This window comes from Bradyrhizobium sp. USDA 4502 (assembly GCF_054063355.1).
In genome coordinates this window covers 7,477,560-7,497,686 of the sequence record NZ_JBSSGF010000001.1, presented here as the reverse complement: position 1 = coordinate 7,497,686, position 20,127 = coordinate 7,477,560, and the positions used below count along the sequence as shown (strand labels likewise).

The window sequence follows — 20,127 nt, the reverse complement described above, 5'->3', positions numbered from 1 at the left end:
TGGCGCGATGAAATCAAGAGGCGGTGGCCGCGCGCCACTCCTGCTGCACGGTGACGTCAGGCTCGCCGCCGGCGCGCGACGCCAGCGCCGCGAACGCATCGCGCGTGATCAGCTGCGACAGCGCCCACACCGCGGCGCCGCGTACCAGCGGGCTCGCGTCGTCGAGCAAACGCCGCGCTTCGCCGACAAGGCTTGCGTCACCGGAGTTGCCGATCGCGATCAGCACATTGCGGATGAAGCGGTCGCGGCCGATGCGCTTGACCGGCGACTTTGTGAACAGCGCGCGGAATGCGGCATCATCGAGCCGTGCGAGATCGGCGAGCGCGGGCGCCCGCAACGCATCGCGCGCGGCAAGCTTCTGCTCGCGCCCCGCTTGCGCGAACTTGTTCCACGGACACACCGCGAGGCAATCGTCGCAGCCATAGATGCGGTTGCCGATATTCTTGCGGAATTCGTGCGGGATCGGACCCTTGTTCTCGATCGTCAGATACGAGATGCAGCGCCGCGCATCGAGCTTGTAGGGCGCGGGAAACGCCGCGGTCGGACAGATGTCCTGGCAGGCGCGGCAGCTGCCGCAATGATCGGCCTCGGCATCATCGCGCGGCAGCTCGGTGGCGGAATAGATCGCGCCGAGAAACAGCCACGAGCCGAATTCGCGCGACACGAGGTTGGTGTGCTTGCCCTGCCAGCCGATGCCGGCGGCCTGGGCGAGCGGCTTCTCCATCACTGCGGCGGTGTCGACGAACACCTTCACCTCATCGCCGGTGATCGTGGCGAGCCAGCGCGCCAGGACCTTCAGCCGCTTCTTGATCACGTCGTGATAGTCGTCGCCCTGCGCATAGACCGAGATCGCGCCATGCGACCGTCGCGCGAGGATGTCGAGCGGGTTGTCGTCGGGCCCGTAATTGACGCCGAGCATGATGATCGAGCGCACGCCGCCCCACAGCACGCGCGGGTCGGCGCGCCGCTCCGGATTGGCCGCGAGCCAGTCCATGTCGCCATGGCCGCCGGAGCCGAGGAATTCGAGGAAATATTTTCCGGCCTCGCTGGTCGCATCAGGCGCGGTGAAGCCGATGGCATCGAAGCCGAGCGCATGCGCCTCGCGCTGAAGCGCTGCCTTGAGATCGGAAGGGGAGAGCCTGACCGCCGGGTTCAGAAGTCGAGGTCCACATAGGTGCGCGACGCCGGCACCCCCGCCAGCCATTCGCTGAGCAGCGGGCGGAACGACGGGCGGGACTTCACCCGCGCGTACCACGACTTTGCCGCGTCGTCCTCGCTCCATGGCACGTCGCCCAGATAGTCGATCGCCGAGAGATGCGCCGCGGCGGCGAGATCCGCGTAGGTCAGGCGGTCACCGGCGAGATAGTTCCGCGTCTTCGCCAGCCAGCCGATATAGCTCAGATGATAGCGCACATTGACCTTGGCGGCGCGCATGATGTCGGGCGCCGGCGGGCCGCCGCCATTGTCCTCGCTCATGAAGCGCTTGTAGATCCGCTCGGTCACCAGCGGGTTGGAGGCTTCCTCGAAGAATTTCTCGTTGAACCACGCCATCAGCCGGCGCACCTCGACGCGCTCGGCCGTCGACGTCGGCAACAGCCGCCGGTCGCCGGCATCGAGGCCGTGCGCCTCGTCGACATATTCGGCGATCACAGGCGCACCCGGAATCGGCGGAAAGCTCTCGGCGATCAGCACCGGCGTGGTGGCTGCCGGATTGAGCGCCAGGAACGCCTCGCGCCGTTCCCACACCCGTTCCTCCACAAGACGCAAATCGAGCCCATACTCGCCGAGCACGAGGCGAATGAAGCGCGAATGCGGACAGAACGGATGGTGATACAGCGTGTACATGAAGCCCTTGGTAGTTTCGCGGCACTTAAGAAATCATCAACCTGTGCGGCCTGGACCTGTGCTTTGGCCAGACCAGTTCCGGTCGTCTCTATGTCGCGTCAGCACGCAAACCGGTAGCCACCCCCGCAGATGGTGCGGGTCACAAAAACGCTATAGCTCAGCAAATCGGCCGGGTAACCCATTGTTTGACGATTTTTTGCGATTGCGGCCAATGTGCGAATAAGCGAGAAGAATCCCGTTTTCCACACAGGGCAGGCCACAACATGATGACGGATATGCTGCGGGCGGTGATTCTCGGCATCATCGAGGGCGTCACGGAGTTCCTGCCGGTCTCCTCGACAGGCCACCTGCTGCTTGCGGAGCGCTTCTTCAATCTGGGCGAAGGCAATTTCTGGAAGAGCTTCGCGATCCTGATCCAGCTCGGCGCGATCCTCGCGATCCTCGCGCTCTATTTCGTCAAATTGTGGCGCGTGGCGCTCGGCATGTTCACCAATCCCGACGACCGCCGCTTCGTGATCGGCGTGCTGGTGGCGTTCCTGCCCGCGGTCGTGATCGGCCTGATCGCCGGCAAATACATCAAGGAGTTCCTGTTCAATCCTTGGGTGGTCTGCTTCACGCTGATCGTCGGCGGCGCCGTGCTGCTGTGGGTCGATCAGCTCGATCTCAAAGTGTACGAGGACGATGCGACCCGCTTCCCGCTGCTGATGTATTTCTGGATCGGCGTCGCGCAGTGCCTGGCGATGATTCCCGGCGTGTCGCGCTCGGGGGCCAGCATCGTGGCGGCGATGCTGCTCGGCGCCGACAAGCGCTCGGCGGCGGAGTTCTCGTTCTTCCTCGCGATCCCGACCATGGTCGGCGCGTTCGCCTATGATTTCTACAAGAACCGCGCCGACTTCACCTCCGACAATCTCAGCGTCATCGCGGTCGGCTTCGTGGTGTCGTTCATCACGGCGATGATCGTGGTGCGGGCCTTCCTCAACTTCGTCACCCGCCGCGGCTTCACCTTCTTCGCCTGGTGGCGCGTGATCGTCGGCACGCTCGGCCTGATCGCGCTGGCGATGGGACGGTAAGGCGCGACGGACACCATCCCATCACCGTCACCCTGAGGAGGCCGCAAAGCGGCCGTCTCGAAGGGCGACGGCCCCGATCTCGGCCGTTCATCCTTCGGGGCTCGCCCAGCGGCGCAATTGCGCCGCAAGGCTCGCACCTCCAGCGACAAAGGCAAAGCCTTTGCGCGGGGATGACGGGGAAGGGCTTGGTAGCGTGGGAAAAGCGTAGTGGTGCCGTGCCGGCTCGCGCGGAGCCTGTCATCGGGCGCGCGTTCGCGCGACCCGTTGGCTTGGCCGGGACGACAGGTGGAGAGAGCTGCCTACGCGCTCTTCTTCTGGAACTGACCCGTCGCGCGGAAGCGCCAGAGATATTGCGGGGCGATCGCTTCCATCGAATCCGGCGAGATGCCGAGGCCTGCGAAGGTCAGGCCGGCGGCCTTGGCGGCGTCGGACACCACATTGTCCGAACGCAGCATCTCGACCTGGTCCGGCGTCAGCGTGAACGGCCCCGGCGCGAACTGCAGGAAGTACGACTGGAACTTGGCGAGGCCGAACGGTAGCGGCGCCAGCATGCGATCGCGCTGGGTGATCTTGAGGATGATCTGCATCACCTCGCGCATGGTCAGCACTTCCGGCCCGCCGAGCTCGTAAGCTGCGCCCTGCTTCGCCTTGCCGTCCACGGCATGGACCACGGCGTCCGCGACGTCGCCGACATAGGCCGGCTGCACCGTGTTGACCCCGCCGCCGACCAGCGGCAGCACCGGTGACATCCGTGCCAGCGCCGCAAAGCGGTTGGTGAACTGATCCTCGGGCCCGAACAGCAGCGACGGCCGCATGATGGTGGCCGACGGCAAGGCCGCCAGCACCGCTGCCTCGCCGCCCGCCTTGGCGCGGAAATAGCTCGAGGGCGAATCCGCGTCGGCCCCGATCGCCGAGACATGGACCATCCGCCCGCCGGCCGCGGCCGCCGCCTTGGCGATGGTCTCGGCGCCCTTCACCTGCACGGCATCGAAGCTCTGCCCACCGCCCTCGGCCAGGATGCCGACCAGGTTGATGGCGATATGCGAATCACGCATCGCCGCCTCGACCGAGGCCGGGTAGCGCACATTGGCCTGGACGGCATGGATCTGCCCGACCCGGCCGAGCGGCTGCAGATGGCCGGCTAGCTCGGGCCGCCGCACCGCGACTCGGACGCGGTAATCGCGCTTGCAGAGCGCCCGGACCACGTTCCGCCCCAGAAAACCCGATCCGCCGAAGACCGTGACCAGCGTGTCCAGGTTCGATGCCATGGGGTGATTCCTGTGGGATTCGAGAGCGATTGACGTAGGTTAACCGTCTGGCGATACGCCATCGGCCTTATCCTGTACAGGGTATTTGAATTTCCAATCGCGAATTTGACAAGCGCGCAACCGATCCTTACTAAGCCGCTCCACATGCCCAGGTGGCGGAATTGGTAGACGCGCTGGCTTCAGGTGCCAGTGGCTTAACGGCCGTGAAGGTTCGAGTCCTTTCCTGGGCACCACCCCCTTTTTAAGCGATTGAAATCGCTCGCGTTCGGTGTGCCATGTGCCATCCGTGAGCCTTACGTCGAAGCCTTCCAGCATGATTCTGGCTCGAAGGGTGATGCAGCAGGGCCGCCTCGGGCGGCCCTTTCGCATTTGGGCATGTCGTCCGGCCGCGCGGCGACCCGCAAGGTCAACTGGCTGACCTTCAAACTCGAACCGGAGCCGCAAACGCCGGTCGCCGCCCAGCTCGGCTGCATCGGCCTCGGTTGGGGCTTTTGAGACGAGCTTGGCAGGCATCCTGCTCAGCTGGCGCTTGCGATCGTTCTCCCGTGTGGCCACCGCTCCAGTGCGCCGCAAATTTCGGGTTCTCCAGGGGTCGTCGCGCGAAGGCTTCGCGCTTCGCCTTAGATCGCCCATCCGTCGGCGGGATAGGCGATTGTCTCCGCGGGCATGATCGCTGCACCGAGCCCGTTGCAGAATCGGCTGGAATAAAAGGCGAGCGGGGAACCGTCTCGCTGCCGGCACCAGCGGACCTCGCCAATGAACAGCGTGTGGTCGGCGACGTCAATTGACCGGACCACGTCGCAAGCGAACTGGGCGATCGCTTGCGACAGGACGGGAAACTCTTCCCGGTTGACCAGCGATGGCGAGCCTTCGGCCCGCGGCCTGCCGGAGAAGTGCGCGCAGAGTGCGAGATCTTCCGCGTGAAGGACATTCACGGCGTAACGCTTCGAATCCATGATCGCCTGCCAGGTCCGCCCTCGCATCACCGAGACCAGCACGGTCGGCGGTTTGGTGGAGACGGTCGTGAAGCTGTTGGCCGTCATGCCGACCGGAGTGCCGTCGCGGTCGATGCTCGCCACGACTGTCACGCCTGTGGGGAATCGCGCAGCGGCCGCCCGGAAGCTCGCCGGATCGGGATGCGGGTTCATCGATCGCGCTCCATGGCGAAACGGCAAGAGGTCGCGCCTTTCGGCGTGTGGCTCGAGAGATGGTTTGTCGGCACGCAGTCGCGGCCTGGTGCAAGTGGACCGTACGGCCGGCTCGCGATCATTGTTGCGTCAGGCGGCGAGCGGCGCGCGCCTGTCGATCCAAGCGTGGATGCGCTTGTCGGTCGCGACACGATCCCACTGACGCTCCGGGTAGTTGAAATTATCGGTGAACTCGTCGCAGAGTTCTCGGTCCTGCGCCATGGTGAGGATCAGCCGACCCATCGCCTCGGACGGCGGCCGCAGCATCAGATTCGTCCAGCGCGCAGCCGCGAACACGCGATTTTCGCGGGCGCGATCCACCTCCTCAACGAAGCGTGCGTCGAAGGCCACCGTTTCCACGATCGCCTTGCCGAGTTCGAAGGCGGCGTAGGAGGCGATGTTGGCACCTTGGCCCATCAGCGGATCGACCACTGAATGTACGTCGCCCAGCGCGACGGCGAATTTCTCGCCATCGAAGGCGACCGACGATTGCCGTACGGTCGGCACCACCGCGCCTTGCAGCAGGTCGAGCGGCTGGGCAAGCCCGAAGCGATGGGTGTCGATCCGGTTGTAGGTGTGCGGATGATGCTTTTCCAGCTTGTCGAGAATCGTCTGGCGGAAGGCTGCAGGGTCCGCGTCGTAGCTCAGCGAGACCAGATTGGCCATGTCGCCGCCGGGAATGTTCTCCATCAGGAGCGCTGTTTTCATGCCGCTGAATGACAGCGTCGGAATGACGATCATCTCGCCATGTCCGGGCGACACCGAGAGCGTGACACCGCGCGGGTCGTCACCGTCCGGGCTGCCGTGATCGACGCCGTCATAGAGGCCCACGCAGAGCAGGCGCTGTGGCTGGCTGTAGGGGGACAACTCCGGCCGATGGGCGAACATTCGCCCGAGCGCACCTTTGCCGGTCGACACGACGAGAAGGTCAAAGCGTGAAACCAGAGCCGGGATGTCGTCGTCCTGGATGCTGGCATATTCGATGCTGCCGCCGCGATCCTCGAAATCCTTCATCAGCGCGGGCAGGTACATGCGGTAATCCACTGCCCGGCTCGGCTTCTTGAACGCGCCGCGAAACAGCAGCCCGTTGCCCGGGAAATTAAAGAAATGGTCGTGGTGATGGTAGATCGTGGCGGCGTCATCCCAATGGTTCACGCCTAGTTCGTTCTCACGCGCGATGGTGACGCTGTGATGGGCGACCGTGTTCATCAGCCGCGCCGAGGCGTACTGCTCCGGAGTGCGGTCGGTCAGCACCGTCGCCTGGATCCCATGCTGTTGGAGATAAAGAGCCAGATGCAGGCCCCCGATTCCGGCGCCGACGATCCCGATCGATTTGTTCATTGTTGATCCTCCCTGGTTACCGAGAGGCTAGACCGGATCGACTGTGTCCATGTAGGGAATGATAAGAATATTACAAATTCCTGGGAGGAATGCATGGATCGGATCGATGCGCTGCAAACCTTCATTCGCGTGATGGAGGCCGGCAGCTTCAGCCAGGCCGCGAGCGATCTGGGCCTCGGACAGCCGGCCATCAGCAAGCGCGTGGCGTTGTTGGAGGCGGAGTTCGGCTGCCGGCTGTTCGTCCGCACCACGCGCAAGGTTCGTCCGACGTCGGAGGCCGATCGCGTGCTCAAGCTCGCCAAGGATATCGTCGCGCTGCTGGAAAGTGCCAGCACGCCGGCGCAGAGCCGGGTTCGCAGTCCGTCGGGGACCTTGCGGATCACTGTGCCGACCTCGTTCGGTCGCTATTTTTTCCGCGGCATTTTCGCAGAGTATCTTCGCCGCTATCCCGACGTGCGGCTCGATGCGAGCTTCACCGAGCAGTTCGTAGACCTGGTGGAGACCGGGACGGAGCTGGCAATTCGGATCGGAATGCTGAACTCCAGCTCGCTGGTGGCGCGGCGCGTCGGCACCATCAAGCGCCTCCTGGTGGCGGCCCCTTCACTGCTCGCACGGCATCAAGCCCCGCTCCTCCCCGACCATCTGCGCCGCATGCCGAGCGTAACGTATTCACGCTTGTCGCCGCGGAATCAGTGGACGTTCGAAGCCGAGACCGGCCGCCATGTGGTCGAGATCGCGCCGTCGATGACCTGCGACGACGCCGACGTGATGACGCTCGCGACGGTTGAGGGGCTCGGCGTCGCGGTGCTGCCAAGCTGGTGCGCCGTCGAACACATCGCCGCAGGCCGGCTTGTTCATCTGCTGCCGGATTATGCGGTACCATCGCTACCGATGCATCTCGTCTATCCTGACCCGCATTGGATGTCGCACCGCGCGAGACTATTCCGCGATCTGATCATTGAGCGTGCCGACATGTTTGCGATTGGCTGAACACGTCGGCCGATGCGGGGAATTTGAGAACGCTGGCGATCGCCGCCGCAGCCCCTGCCGTCACACGATTCGCCGGCCCGCGCGTCGCGCGAAGCGACAGCTTCATGACCAACGAATAAACGATGGAGGTAATCCCAGTTCTCTCGTCCTGCGGCATTTTGCCAATTTTGTCCCGACATCGAATTACGCTCAGATCGGGAGCCGACTGGACGGCCTCCAGCCGCGCTCCGACTATGCACCCTGACAGAGCTTGGCGATGATCGCGATCGAAAGCCGGACGGCGCGAGCTCCATCAGCGCGCATCACCGCCGTCGACGTCGTCCACGATCTCGACGCCGCCGAGACGATCTGGCGGAGTCTTGAGAACTCGAGCCATTCCATCACGCCCTTTCAGCGGTTCGACTTCCTCGCCCCGTGGCAGCGTGAGGTCGGTGAGCGCGCGGGCCTGTCGCCTTTCATCGTCATCGCGCGTGACGGCGATGGCCAACCACGGGGCTTGCTGCCGCTTGCTCTGCAAACGGCTCTCGGCGTGCGCCGCGCGAGCTTCATGGGCGGCGAGCACGCAACCTTCAATATGGGCCTGTGGGAGCGTGGGTTCGCCTTGGGTGCCACGAAGGCCGATCTCCACGCATTCATGGCGATGCTCGCCAAGCGTGACAAAGTCGACGTGCTGGCGTTGCGCCAGCAGCCGGCGCACTGGCGCGGCGTGCAAAACCCGCTGGCGCTGCTGCCTCATGAGCCCCTGGTCTTGAACTGCCCGATGCGCACAATCGAGCCGGGCGCAACGGCCGCGAACCTGATCGGCAATCCCTCCCGCCGCATGAAGCTCAAGCAGCGCAAACTATTGGAGCTGACCGGCTACCGCTATCACGTTGCCTCCACTGATGCCGACATCGCCCGCCTGCTCGACTGGTTTTTCCGCGTGAAGTCGGAGCGGTTGGCCGAGCGGAAGGTGTCCAATGTGTTCGCCGAACGCGCGGTGGAGAAATTCATTCGCGCCGCCTGCACGACAAGGCTGTCCCACGGCGGCCGCGTCATCGAAATCCATGCGCTCGAATGCGACGAGGAAGTGATCGCGATCTTCGCCTTGGCTGCCGATGGCCACCGCTTCTCGACGATGTTCAACACCTACACTCTGTCAGACAACGCGAAATTCAGCCCCGGCCTGCTCTTGATGCAGGAAATCATCCATCATTTTGCCGGCCGGCACTATCGCGCCTTCGACTTCGGCCTCGGCTCGCATGAGTACAAGCGGCTGTTCTGCAAGGACGACGAGCCATTGTTCGACAGTTTCATTCCGCTCACCAGGCTCGGCCGACAGGCCGCCGGAGTGATGTCCGCGGTGGACCGCACCAAGCGGTTGGTGGAACACCACCCGAAGCTCCGCGGTGTTGCGCAGCGCCTTCGCAAGGCCTTGCTTGACAAGGCATTCTGCGCAATTCCTCTCGTTTCCTTGCTTCAAGTGTAGCTGCCGAAGCCGGCTTAGCCGGAACGAGCGGCCTCTGCCGTCACACGATCCGCCGGCCCGCGCGTCGCGCGATCGACCGCTGCACGAAATACATCGCGATCATCGAAATAATGGTCGTTGCGACGACGATGTAGCCCAGCCGGTCGAAATGCAGCAGCGAACCGTCGGGATTTTCCGCGATGATCGCCGCCGCAAAGACCGAGCCCAGCCCGCCCGACAGCTGCTGCACCGAGGCCGAGATCGCGCTGAACGATCCGCGCTGGCTGGCGTCGGGAATCGCCGACATCAGGGCCTGGGACGGGATCATGCGCGAGAAGATGCCGATGAACATCAGCACATTGACCAGGATCGCGGTCAGCAGCGAGACGTGGCCAAGGTTGGTGTAGATCAGCACCATGATGACGGACACCACGCAGCCGAACACGAAGGTCGGATATTTGCCGAACGCATCGCTGGCGCGGCCGACCAGCGGCCCGATGATGATGCTGAACAGGCCCGAGACGAGATAGATCGTCGGCAGGTGGACGATGTCGATGCCGAGATTATGCACCGTGAAGGCGCTGCCGAACGGCATCAGCATGAAGCCGCCGGTCGCGAGCAGCGTGGTCACCAGGAAAGCCAGCGTGTAGCGCGGCTGCCCCACGGTTGCGATCAGATGGCGGAACGGATTGCTGTCGTGCTGCAATTTGAGATGGGCATCGACCGGGTGCATCGCGATCGCAATCGCCGCGATCGCGGCAATCGACAGGCCGACGATGGCCACGAAGCAGATGTGCCAGTTCCAGTGATTGGCCAAAAACAGGCCGGCCGGGACGCCGAGCACCTGGCTCGCGGCGAACGCCGTCTGCAGGATGCCCATGGCGCGGCCGCGCTGTTGCAGCGGGAACAGGTCGGTGACGATGGCAAGCACGACGGAGCCGATCACCCCGCCGAACACGCCGGTGACGATGCGGCCGAGCAGCAGCACGTGAAAATTCTGCGCCAGCGCGCAGAGCACGGTGCCGAGCATGAAGCCGACATAGAAGAACAGCAGCAGCCGCTTGCGGTCGAAGCGATCGGCAAAGCCGGCGGCGAGGACGCCGGAAATCCCGGCCGCGAACGCGTAGGCCGAGACCGCGACGCCGAATTGCCCGGCCGTGATGTTCAGCGACGGCATCAGGATGGCGCCGAGCGGCGACATGATGATGAAGTCGAGGATCAGCGTGAATTGCGTGAAGGCGAGCAGCGCGATCAGGAACGATTGGTAGCGCGAGAAGCCGCGCTCCTGCTGGTCGTCGATCGGCGCGGCGATGGTCTGATCGGACATAAGGCTCATTTCATTGGGAAAGCGGGTTCGGGCTGGCAACAGATGGGGTCGGCGCGGCCCGATTTCATGGGGCGCGCGGGCAACAGTTCCCTCGAAATTGAACGCGTAGCGGCAATGACTTGGCCCCGACTTGGCCGTGCGACCACGTCGAACTTGGCGAGAAAATGGAGACAGCGGCGCACCCGAGGCGCCATGGCGATTGTTTCCGGTTGTGTCGGTCGATAACTGCAACGGGTGAATGCTGTACTTCACAACCTTGGAAGCGTACGCACGTCAAGGGTGTGAATCGTGCGGATGCATCTCATGGTTCCGTCTGTGGCGACCGCGCAACAGGTCGCTGCAAATCGTTTCAAGCTTGAACGGAGCGGAGCTGAGAGCGGGGCGGGGGTAGCAGGTGGCGCGGGGCCGGGGGCTCGGCTTCGCGCCGACTTTGGAGTAAGGGCATGGTTTCCTCGCGGCTCGCGGCGATCCTGTCGTGCACGGCTCTAAGTGGCGGTTGCCTGTTGTCCACGTCGCCGGCGTTGGCCGCCTGCGACAGTCTCGCGCCGGCGAGCGGGCAGACGGTAACCTGCTCCACCGCAGCGCCGAATCCCTCGCCGGCCGGCGTGCAGGCCGCTGCCGGCAGCTCGAACGTCACCGTGAACGTGCTGCAGGGCGCCGGCATCACGCCCGGCGCCGGAGCGACCGCGATCGGGCTTGTCTCCGGCAGCGCCGCCACCAACAACGGCACGCTGACCGTCAGCGGCGGTGGGACCGGTATCTTCGGCAGCGGCGACGGCAACGTCTTCACCAACGGCGCGTCGGGCGTGATCACGACCTCGGGCGCCGGCAGCAATGCGATCGCCGCCAGCAGCAATGGCAACACGCTGATCAACAACGGCACGATCACGACGCAGAACGGCACCTCGCGCGGCCTTGCCATCACCGGTCTCACGCAGCACAACAACAACACGCTGATCAATACCGGGACGATCACCACCCAGGGCCCGCAATCGCACGGCCTTTATGTGCAGACCGGCGACAGCAACACCTTCACCAATAGCGGCACCATCACCACGGCCGGCGCAGGCGCCCGTGCGATCTTCTCCGCCGGCCAGTTTGCGACCATCACCAATACCGGCACGCTGCTCACGACCGGTGGCGACGCGGGCGGCACCGCCAACAACACCGTGTTCATGCAGGGCAATGCCGGCGTGTTGCGCAACAGCGGCACGATCGAGGCGCGCGGCGTCAATGCCGACGGCGTGTTCTCCAACACCGCCGGATCGTCGTTCACCGCCCGCATCGAGAACCTCGCCGGCGGCAAGATCATCAGCCAGGCGGGACCCGCGATCCGCACGCTCAACGGCGCCACCACCATCGTCAATGCCGGCCTGATCGCCGGCAACAGCGGCACGGCGCTCGCCGGCGGCGGCGGTGCGGTGAGTTTGATCCTGCAAACCGGCTCGCAGATCGTCGGGCTTGCCGATGGCGGCGGCGGCAACAACCAGGTGCGGCTGCAGGGCAGCGGCACGGCCGACAATGCGTTCGCGCGATTCCAGACGCTGACGATGGAGGGCAATGACTGGACCTGGGCCGGCACCGGGATCTTCGCCAACACCTTCGTCAACAGCGGCTCGCTGAGGCTGCAGACGTCGCTGACCGGCAATGTGACGATCGCGGCCGGCACCAGCCTGCTGGCAGGCAACGGCGCCAATCCGTCGATCACGCCGTTTCCGGGCGGCCCGCCGATCACCGTCACCAATGCCGGCGTCATCAACCTGACCAATGGCGGCGCCACCGCGGCGAACAGCCTGACCATTGCCGGCAACTATGTCGGCAATGGCGGCGGGCTCTATCTGCGCACCGTGCTCGGCGGCGATGGTTCGCCGTCGGATCGGCTCGTCATCTCCGGCGGCAATGCGTCGGGCTCGACCGCGGTGACCGTCACCAATGCCGGCGGCGCGGGCGCATTGACCACCGCCGACGGCATCATGGTGGTGCAGGCCGTCAACGGCGGCACCACGGCTGCGGGCGCATTCGGCCTCTCCAACGCCGTCGTAGCGGGCGCGCACGAATATCTCTTGTTCCGCGGCGGCGTCTCCGCCGGCAGCGCCGACAACTGGTATCTGCGCTCGACATTGTTGCCCGGCACGGCCTCGCCTGCGCCGCCGGCAGCGCCTGCACCGGCGCCGCCCTCATCGCCCAACGTGGTGCCGCCGCCTCTGGGGCTGCCTGCGGAGGATCTGTCGTCGCTGACGCCGCCGCCGGCGGGGCGCCGCGCCGGTCCAGCTCTACCGTGAGGAGGTGTCGGTCTATTCGGCGCTGCCGCAGGTGGCGCAAAAGCTCGGGCTGGCGACGCTCGGCACCTTCCATCAGCGCCAGGGCGATCAGGCCTTGCTGACCAGCGGCGGCGAACAGCCGGCGGCGTGGGCGCGTGCCTATGGCTCGCACAGCTCGCAGAGCTGGGCCGGCACGGTCAGCCCCGCCTTCGACGGCACCATGGCCGGGGTGCAGGTCGGCGTCGACATCCTGCGCTTCCAGTCCGCGCCCGAGCATCATGATCGCGCCGGCTTCTTCTATGCGTATGGCTGGGCCAGCGGCAACATCAGCGGCTTCGCGCTCGGCCTGAACGACGTCCGCACCGGCACGCTCTCGATCGACAGCCAGAATATCGGCGGCTACTGGACCCGTGTCGGCCCGTCGGGCTGGTATGTCGACGCCGTGCTGATGGGCAGTTTCTACGGCGCAAGCCCGCAGTCGGATCGTCAGGTCGGCGCACGGGTGTCGGGCACCGGCGTCGCTGCATCGCTGGAAGCCGGCGCGCCGATCCCGCTGAACAGTTTTCTCGCGATCGAGCCGCAGGTGCAGCTGATCTGGCAACGGCAGTCGTTCGACAGCTTCAACGACATGTTTTCGAGCGTCACGCTCGGCAGTGCCGATACGCTGACCGGGCGGCTCGGCGTGCGCATTCCCTCAACCTTCGTCGTCGGCACGGCCGAACTGCGTCCGTATCTCGAGGCCAATCTCTGGCACACGGCCGCGAATGACCGCAGCATCGCGTTCGCGACGACGGACCTGATCGGCGTGCAAAGCCGCGGCACCGCCGTCGAGATCGGTGCCGGCATCTCCGCGCAGCTCAATCGCACGATCAGCGCCTATGCGAGCGCCGGCTACACGACCTCGGTGGACAGCCTCCATCGCGAGGATATCACCGGCCGCTTCGGCCTCCGTGTCAGCTGGCAATGATGGCGCGCCCCCGTGGGGCGCGCGGCGGGGACAGCAACCCATTGTCTCCGCTGCACAATGGCGGTACACCCTGAACTATCTGTGCCGGCAGAATTAAGGATTCCTGCCGCGGGTGTCCGGCCCTTACGGGGCCCGATACCAATGCGCGATCCGAAGACCGGCGCATGCTCGCCTGTCGGCGGATTGGACGGTAGTTTATTCCGACAGCGATTCGACGAGGTTTTTGACAGCATGACCATCCGCCTGCATCGCGGCGACCTGCCCGATCTGTCCCGCTACACCGACTCGGTGGCGATCGACACCGAGACCATGGGGCTGCATCCGCACCGTGACCGGCTCTGCGTGGTGCAGATGTCGAACGGCGACGGCACCGCCGACGTGATCCAGATTCCGAAGGGCCACACCGATTCGCCGAACCTGAAGGCGCTGCTCGCCGATCCCAAGATCACCAAGATCTTCCATTTCGCACGGTTCGACGTCGCGGTGCTCTACAACACGTTCGGCGTGATGCCGACGCCGGTCTATTGCACCAAGATCGCCTCGCGGCTGTCGCGCACCTACACCGATCGCCACGGCCTGAAGGATCTGGTGCGCGAGGTGCTGAACGTCGAATTGTCGAAGCAGCAGCAGTCGAGCGACTGGGGCGCGCAAAGCCTCAGCGAGGCCCAGCTCGCCTACGCGGCCTCCGATGTGCTGCACCTGCATGCGCTGCGCGACAAGTTGAACGTCATGCTCGCGCGCGAGGGACGGACCGATCTCGCCCAGGCCTGCTTCGATTTCCTTCCCGCCCGCGCCAGGCTCGATCTCGACGGCTGGGAGGCCGAGGACATTTTCGCCCATTCATGATGAGCGCCGAATTCGTCGCGGCCGGGGCAGTTCCGCCCCGTTTCGGCCAAACTGTTCACGCGTGGTCCGCTGCGGGGGCGCGAGGTGAGGTCCGGGCTGCATATTTGGGCGGCTCCGGCTAGAATAGGGGCAGTTTCGCGCCTCTGGAGCTCAGGTGAATTCGGTTCAGAATCCAGCCTATGTCACGGGCCTCGAGGCGCGCTTTGCCGCCGCCGCGCGGCACAGTCGCATGGTGCGGATTCTGCGCGTCGCGGTTCCCGCGATGGTCGGGCTGGCGATGGCCGTGATCATCTACATCGCACTCTTCAATCCGTTCCACGACCTGATCCCCAAGCTGCCGCTCGAGATGGATAACCTCGTCGTGTCCGGCACCAAGATCACGATGGAAGCGCCGCATATCGCCGGCTTCTCCAACGACGGACGGCCCTATGAAATGTGGGCCAAGGCGGCGATCCAGGATGTCACCGATCCCGACCATGTCGAGCTGAAGACGATCCGCGCCAAGGTGGCGCAACAGGATCAGTCGACGGTGACGATGGATGCGCGCACCGGCTTCTTCGACAACAAGAAGCAGCTGCTCGACTTGCGCCAGGACATCTTCCTGCAGTCGTCCACCGGCTATGAGGCCAGGCTGACGCAGGCCTTCGTCGACATCAACAAGGGCAACGTGTCGTCGGACGAGCACGTCGACGTCAAGCTGCTCGACGGCACGCTGACCGCCGACAGGCTCCGGATCTACAACAGCGGCGAGCTGGTGCGGTTCGAAGGCAATGTCGTGATGAATCTCGACAAGCTTGGCGACAACAATGCTGCCCCGCCTGCCGAGCCCGCTCCACCGCCGCCGCCGAAGCCGCGCAAATCCGCCAACACGAAATGATTTTGATGATGAGACGTTTTCCGCACGGCATGGCAATTGCGGCGTTCCTGCTCGCGCTTTTCGCCGCGGGCGCTGCGTCCGCGCAAGGCTCGATGAGCGGCGTGCCCAACGCCATGCAGGGCTTCTCGCAGAACCGCGACCAGCCGATCCAGATCGAGGCCGCTTCGCTCGAAATGCGCGACAAGAAAAAGGAGGCGACCTTCGCCGGCAATGTGAAGGTCGTGCAGGGCGACACCACCATGACGTCGAAGACGCTTGTCGTGTTCTACGAGGATAAATCGACCCAGGCGCCGGCGCCCGCCCCGGCCGGCACCAAGGGGGCAGCCGCCAAGGGCGCCGCGCCGATGCAGACGGCAACCCCGGGCCCCGGCGGCGCCTCCTCGATCAAGCGGCTGGAGGCGAAGGGCAATGTCGTCGTGACCCAGAAGGACCAGGTCGTCACCGGCGAGACCGCGATCTTCGACACCAAGACCAATTTGATCACGATGCTCGGCGGCGGCGGCAGCCAGGTGGTACTGACCCAGTGCCAGAATGTGCTGCGCGGCGACCGCCTTTTGGTCGACATGACCACCGGCGTCTCGCGCGTCGAAGCCGACAATGGCAAGGTGCAGGGCCTGTTCATCCAGTCGCCGGGCGGACAGAGCGGCAAGTGCGGCACGCCGGCCGCCCCCGGCTCAGCCCCGGCCCCGTCGCCGATGCAGCTGCTTCCGGGCGGCAAGTCCAAGTAAGCTTCACGTAAGGTCAAGCAGAATCAATCAGTTAGATAATATTCTGCGGCCGCGTGGTTGAAGCCGGCGGGGCGAGACTGTATCTACTGCAGCGGCCCGGCCGAACAATGCGCCTCGAGGGGAATATGTTGGCCGGGACAGGGGCATCCATTCATTCAAGGCGCGGGTGATCGCGCTTTGCCGTGTTGTTCGAGCATGATCTCCGCGCAAACGCGTCCGCTTTTGTCGCGCGGGAAGGCCGGTATTCAGATTTCCGGCTCATGCTTGCGGCTTCGCACGCGAATCGATCGATGCGCAGGCGAGGTCGCGGGATCACCGTGAAAGGCTGAAGCGAAGCGGGGATGGTGGATTTTCTCGGCATGTTCCGGCGGCGCTCTGCGAAACGCAGTACCGGATTTGCGCGCTCGCATGACGACATCACGGCGCTCGACGACCAGTTCGGCGAGATGCTGACGTCTCCGGTGAGTGATGCGCCGATGGCGCGCGCCGCGTCGGCTCCCGGCGTCGAGCTGCCGCGATCCCAGCCGGCAGCAGCGCCGGCGCGGGCGAGGCCGGCCAGGAACAGCGCTCCCGCCGCGCCGCAGCTCATCAAGCGGCCGGGTTATCTGGCTGTGCATAGCGTGGAAAAGAGTTTTGGCAGCCGCCAAGTCGTGCGCGGCGTCAGCATCTATGTGCGCCGTGGCGAAGCGGTCGGCCTGCTCGGGCCCAACGGCGCCGGCAAGACCACCGTGTTCTACATGATCACCGGGCTGATCAAGGCCGATCGCGGCGCGATCGAGCTCGATGGCCACGACGTCACCAAGCTGCCGATGTATCAGCGCGCGCGCCTTGGCATCGGCTATCTGCCGCAGGAAGCCTCGATCTTCCGCGGCCTGTCGGTCGAGCAGAACATCCGCGCGGTGCTCGAGGTGGTCGAGCCCTCGAAGAAGAAGCGCGAGCACGAGCTGGATTCGCTGCTCGACGAGTTCAACATCACGCGGCTGCGCAAGAGCCCGTCGATCGCGTTGTCCGGCGGCGAGCGCCGCCGCGTCGAGATCGCGCGCGCGCTGGCGACGCGCCCCAATTACATGCTGCTCGACGAGCCGTTCGCCGGCATCGACCCGATCGCGGTCGGCGACATCCAGGACCTCGTCCGCCATCTCACCAACCGCGGCATCGGCGTGCTCATCACCGACCACAATGTCCGCGAGACGCTCGGGCTGACCGACCGCGCCTATATCGTCTATGCCGGTGAAATCTTGACTGAGGGAAGCCCGGAGGAGATCGTTAATGATCCCGATGTACGTCGGCTTTACCTTGGCGAGGAATTCCGCCTGTAGCGCATGATCCGCCAAAGTGTGAAGCGGTTTGGCGATAAGATCATGCGCTAATTAAGGAATTTGACGCGCGATCGGACGCAAAACCGGGACGTCCACTTTTGCTGATCGCGGTTATCGCTATTTTCCAATCCGTCAAGCCGTGTACAAGGGCTTCGGACTAATATAAGCAAGAATCGAGCCAACTTTTAGGATCGTTCTTGCCTCCATGGCGCTGACCCAAAGACTAGAGTTCCGCCAGTCGCAGTCGCTGGTGATGACGCCGCAGCTGATGCAGGCGATCAAGCTGCTGCAACTGTCGAACCTGGATCTGTCGGCCTTTGTCGAGGAAGAGCTGGAGCGCAATCCGCTGCTGGAGCGGGCCGCCGACGGACCGGAGCCGCCGGTAGCCGGCGAGCCGGCCATGGAGCGGCCGGACTACGGCGATTCCGACGGTTCCAGCAGCTATGGGGACGATGGCGACGCCTCCGACATGGCCGCAGGCCCAGGCGGTGAGGCCGGCTTCGAGCCCGGCCAGGAGGAATGGCTGAACCGCGACCTCGGCAGCCGCGCCGAGATCGAGCAGACGCTCGATACCCGCCTCGACAACGTGTTTTCCGAGGAGCCGGCGGAGGCGGCGGCGCGCGCCGCACAGGATGCGCCGCCATCGGTCTACACCGAATGGGGCGGCGGCGCCTCCAGCGACGACGAGTACAATCTCGAAGCTTTCGTGGCCGCCGAGCTGACGCTTGCCGACCACCTCGCCGAACAGCTCGCGGTGGCGTTCTCGGCGCCGGCGCAGCGCATGATCGGGCAGTATCTGATCGACCTGGTCGACGACGCCGGCTACCTGCCGGCCGATCTCGGCCAGGCCGCCGAGCGGCTCGGTGCGTCGCAGCAAGCGGTCGACGAGGTCGTCGCCGTGCTGCAGAAGTTCGATCCGCCGGGCGTATGCGCGCGAAACCTGAGCGAATGCCTCGCGATCCAGCTGCGCGAGCTCGATCGCTACGATCCCGCGATGCAGGCACTGGTCGAGCATCTCGACCTGCTCGCCAAGCGCGACATCGCGGCCTTGCGAAAGCTCTGCGGCGTCGACGACGAAGACATCACCGACATGATCGCCGAGATCCGCCGGCTCGACCCGAAGCCCGGGCTGAAGTTCGGCACCGCGCGGACGCAGACCATGGTGCCCGACGTCTATGTGCGTCCGGGTCCCGACGGCGGCTGGCATGTCGAGCTCAACAGCGACACTCTGCCACGCGTTCTGGTCAACCAGACTTATTACGCTGAGCTGTCGAAGACGATCCGCAAGGACGGTGACAAGTCGTATTTCACCGATTGCCTGCAGAATGCGACCTGGCTGGTCCGCGCGCTCGATCAGCGCGCCCGCACCATCCTGAAGGTCGCGACCGAAATCGTCCGCCAGCAGGATGGTTTCTTCACTTATGGCGTCGCGCATTTGCGGCCGCTCAATCTGAAGGCGGTCGCGGACGCGATCCAGATGCATGAATCGACGGTGTCGCGCGTCACCGCCAACAAATACATGGCGACCAATCGCGGCAGTTTTGAATTGAAGTATTTTTTCACCGCCTCGATCGCGTCGGCCGACGGCGGCGAGGCGCATTCGGCCGAAGCGGTGCGTCATCACATCAAGCAATTGATCGACGGAGAGGCCCCGTCGGCGATCCTGTCCGACGACACGATCGTGGAACGTTTGCGCGCCTCGGGCATTGATATCGCCCGCCGTACCGTCGCGAAGTATCGCGAGGCGATGCGGATACCATCCTCGGTGCAGCGCCGCCGTGACAAACAGAGCATGCTCGGTAATGCCCTTTCGGCTCCTGCCTCCTCGTCCGACCGGTCGCGCGATACAGCCTCCGTTTAGGTTACTTCTTGAGCGTGACCCCGTTCGGGTACGGACCGGGCCATGCGCTCGTTGCGTTCGCGCCAAATCGGGATAGTCTCAATCTTTCCAGGTCGAGCGTCGTCCAGAAAGGGAGGTAACCGGAAGCCCAGCAAGCATCATGCTCCTGCAAGAGTGATCGAGGCATCCAGCAATTGAGGCATCAAATGACCCTTCGAATCTCGGGAAAGAGCATCAGCATCGGCGAGGCGCTTCGCGCGCGCGTCAGCGAGCGCACCGACGAGGTCCTGCGAAAGTATTTTGATGGCAACTATTCGGGTCACATCACGCTGAGCAAGGATGGCTTCGGCTTCCGAACCGATTGCGCGCTGCATCTGGATTCCGGCATCACGCTGGAAGCCGAATCCAACGCCACCGACGCCTATGCCAGTGCGGACGCCGCGCTCTTGATGATCGAGAAGCGCCTGCGCCGCTACAAGAGCCGGCTCAAGGATCGCTCCGCCCGCAAGACCTATGCCGCGACTGCCGCGCTTGCCGAATTGAACGGCGTCGGGCTCGACGCGCCGAGCTACGTCATCGAGGCGCCCGAGAACGAGGACGAGGTCACCGAATACAGCCCGGTGATCATTGCCGAGGCAACCACCGCGCTGAAGCGGCTGTCGGTCAGCGAAGCCGTGATGGAGCTCGATTTGACCGGCGCCTCCTGCCTGGTGTTCCAGCATGGCGGCAGCGGTCGGTTGAACATCATTTACCGCCGTACGGACGGCAATGTCGGCTGGGTCGATCCGCCGGCAGTGAGCTCTTGAGGATAGTT

17 protein-coding genes and 1 tRNA gene are annotated in these 20,127 nt (G+C 64.7%); 12 read left to right on the top strand and 6 right to left on the bottom strand.

The window, feature by feature from the left end; all coding sequences use genetic code 11:
• Nucleotides 1-13 precede the first annotated feature (13 nt).
• Complete coding sequence (gene queG, locus ACVW1B_RS34895; protein ID WP_253605777.1) at nt 14-1,204, bottom strand: tRNA epoxyqueuosine(34) reductase QueG; 1,191 nt, start codon at nt 1,202-1,204, stop codon at nt 14-16.
• The gene (locus ACVW1B_RS34890; protein ID WP_092081119.1) at nt 1,153-1,845 is read right to left on the bottom strand and encodes a glutathione S-transferase family protein; all 693 of its coding nucleotides are present in this window, start codon (nt 1,843-1,845) and stop codon (nt 1,153-1,155) included. The genes queG and ACVW1B_RS34890 overlap by 52 nt, the downstream gene beginning before the upstream one ends.
• A 263-nt stretch (nt 1,846-2,108) precedes the next feature.
• On the opposite strand from ACVW1B_RS34890, the gene ACVW1B_RS34885 reads away from it, so the two are divergent.
• Complete coding sequence (locus ACVW1B_RS34885; protein WP_028341730.1) at nt 2,109-2,915, top strand: undecaprenyl-diphosphate phosphatase; 807 nt, start codon at nt 2,109-2,111, stop codon at nt 2,913-2,915.
• 299 nt (nt 2,916-3,214) lie between these two features.
• On the opposite strand, the gene ACVW1B_RS34880 is transcribed toward ACVW1B_RS34885, so the two are convergent.
• Nucleotides 3,215-4,183 carry a complex I NDUFA9 subunit family protein gene (locus ACVW1B_RS34880; protein WP_092081117.1) on the bottom strand — a complete coding sequence of 323 codons (969 nt, stop codon included), beginning with the start codon at nt 4,181-4,183 and terminating at the stop codon, nt 3,215-3,217.
• A 146-nt stretch (nt 4,184-4,329) separates the two neighbouring features.
• Between ACVW1B_RS34880 and ACVW1B_RS34875 the strand changes: the two genes are divergently transcribed.
• A tRNA-Leu gene (locus tag ACVW1B_RS34875) sits at nt 4,330-4,416 on the top strand.
• 387 nt (nt 4,417-4,803) lie between these two features.
• Here the strand turns inward: ACVW1B_RS34875 and ACVW1B_RS34870 are convergent.
• Both ACVW1B_RS34870 and styA read right to left on the bottom strand, forming a co-directional pair.
• Nucleotides 4,804-5,331: a flavin reductase family protein gene (locus tag ACVW1B_RS34870; RefSeq protein WP_253605779.1), complete on the bottom strand. Its 528-nt coding sequence runs from the start codon at nt 5,329-5,331 to the stop codon at nt 4,804-4,806.
• A 129-nt stretch (nt 5,332-5,460) separates the two neighbouring features.
• Nucleotides 5,461-6,711, bottom strand: coding sequence for a styrene monooxygenase subunit StyA (gene styA / locus ACVW1B_RS34865; protein ID WP_253605781.1), 1,251 nt, complete (start codon nt 6,709-6,711; stop codon nt 5,461-5,463).
• A 93-nt stretch (nt 6,712-6,804) separates the two neighbouring features.
• Between styA and ACVW1B_RS34860 the strand changes: the two genes are divergently transcribed.
• Nucleotides 6,805-7,701 (top strand): LysR family transcriptional regulator, encoded by an 897-nt coding sequence (locus ACVW1B_RS34860; protein ID WP_456822774.1) that lies wholly within the window; start codon nt 6,805-6,807, stop codon nt 7,699-7,701.
• Between the two features lie 256 nt (nt 7,702-7,957).
• Nucleotides 7,958-9,169 (top strand): GNAT family N-acetyltransferase, encoded by a 1,212-nt coding sequence (locus ACVW1B_RS34855; protein WP_253605783.1) that lies wholly within the window; start codon nt 7,958-7,960, stop codon nt 9,167-9,169.
• Between the two features lie 40 nt (nt 9,170-9,209).
• Here ACVW1B_RS34855 and ACVW1B_RS34850 read toward each other — a convergent pair whose 3' ends face one another.
• Nucleotides 9,210-10,475, bottom strand: a complete 1,266-nt coding sequence (locus tag ACVW1B_RS34850; RefSeq protein ID WP_253605784.1) for an MFS transporter — start codon at nt 10,473-10,475, stop codon at nt 9,210-9,212.
• A 443-nt stretch (nt 10,476-10,918) separates the two neighbouring features.
• Here ACVW1B_RS34850 and ACVW1B_RS34845 point away from each other — a divergent pair, with 443 nt between their 5' ends.
• The 8 genes from ACVW1B_RS34845 to hpf all read left to right on the top strand — a co-directional run bounded on the left by ACVW1B_RS34845 (nt 10,919) and on the right by hpf (nt 20,119).
• Nucleotides 10,919-12,757 carry a hypothetical protein gene (locus ACVW1B_RS34845; protein ID WP_456822773.1) on the top strand — a complete coding sequence of 613 codons (1,839 nt, stop codon included), beginning with the start codon at nt 10,919-10,921 and terminating at the stop codon, nt 12,755-12,757.
• 4 nt (nt 12,758-12,761) lie between these two features.
• Nucleotides 12,762-13,703: an autotransporter family protein gene (locus tag ACVW1B_RS34840; protein ID WP_456822772.1), complete on the top strand. Its 942-nt coding sequence runs from the start codon at nt 12,762-12,764 to the stop codon at nt 13,701-13,703.
• A 231-nt stretch (nt 13,704-13,934) separates the two neighbouring features.
• Complete coding sequence (locus tag ACVW1B_RS34835; protein ID WP_253605786.1) at nt 13,935-14,549, top strand: ribonuclease D; 615 nt, start codon at nt 13,935-13,937, stop codon at nt 14,547-14,549.
• A gap of 154 nt (nt 14,550-14,703) precedes the next feature.
• Nucleotides 14,704-15,426, top strand: coding sequence for an LPS export ABC transporter periplasmic protein LptC (lptC, locus tag ACVW1B_RS34830; RefSeq protein ID WP_225161448.1), 723 nt, complete (start codon nt 14,704-14,706; stop codon nt 15,424-15,426).
• Between the two features lie 5 nt (nt 15,427-15,431).
• On the top strand, nt 15,432-16,154 hold the full coding sequence (locus ACVW1B_RS34825; RefSeq protein ID WP_253605787.1) for an LptA/OstA family protein: 723 nt from the start codon (nt 15,432-15,434) through the stop codon (nt 16,152-16,154).
• A 341-nt stretch (nt 16,155-16,495) separates the two neighbouring features.
• Complete coding sequence (lptB, locus tag ACVW1B_RS34820; RefSeq protein ID WP_253605788.1) at nt 16,496-17,473, top strand: LPS export ABC transporter ATP-binding protein; 978 nt, start codon at nt 16,496-16,498, stop codon at nt 17,471-17,473.
• Nucleotides 17,474-17,678: 205 nt separating this feature from the next.
• Nucleotides 17,679-19,334 (top strand): RNA polymerase factor sigma-54, encoded by a 1,656-nt coding sequence (gene rpoN, locus ACVW1B_RS34815; RefSeq protein WP_168856202.1) that lies wholly within the window; start codon nt 17,679-17,681, stop codon nt 19,332-19,334.
• A 185-nt stretch (nt 19,335-19,519) separates the two neighbouring features.
• Nucleotides 19,520-20,119 (top strand): ribosome hibernation-promoting factor, HPF/YfiA family, encoded by a 600-nt coding sequence (hpf, locus tag ACVW1B_RS34810; RefSeq protein ID WP_456822771.1) that lies wholly within the window; start codon nt 19,520-19,522, stop codon nt 20,117-20,119.
• The last annotated feature ends 8 nt before the right edge of the window (nt 20,120-20,127 follow it).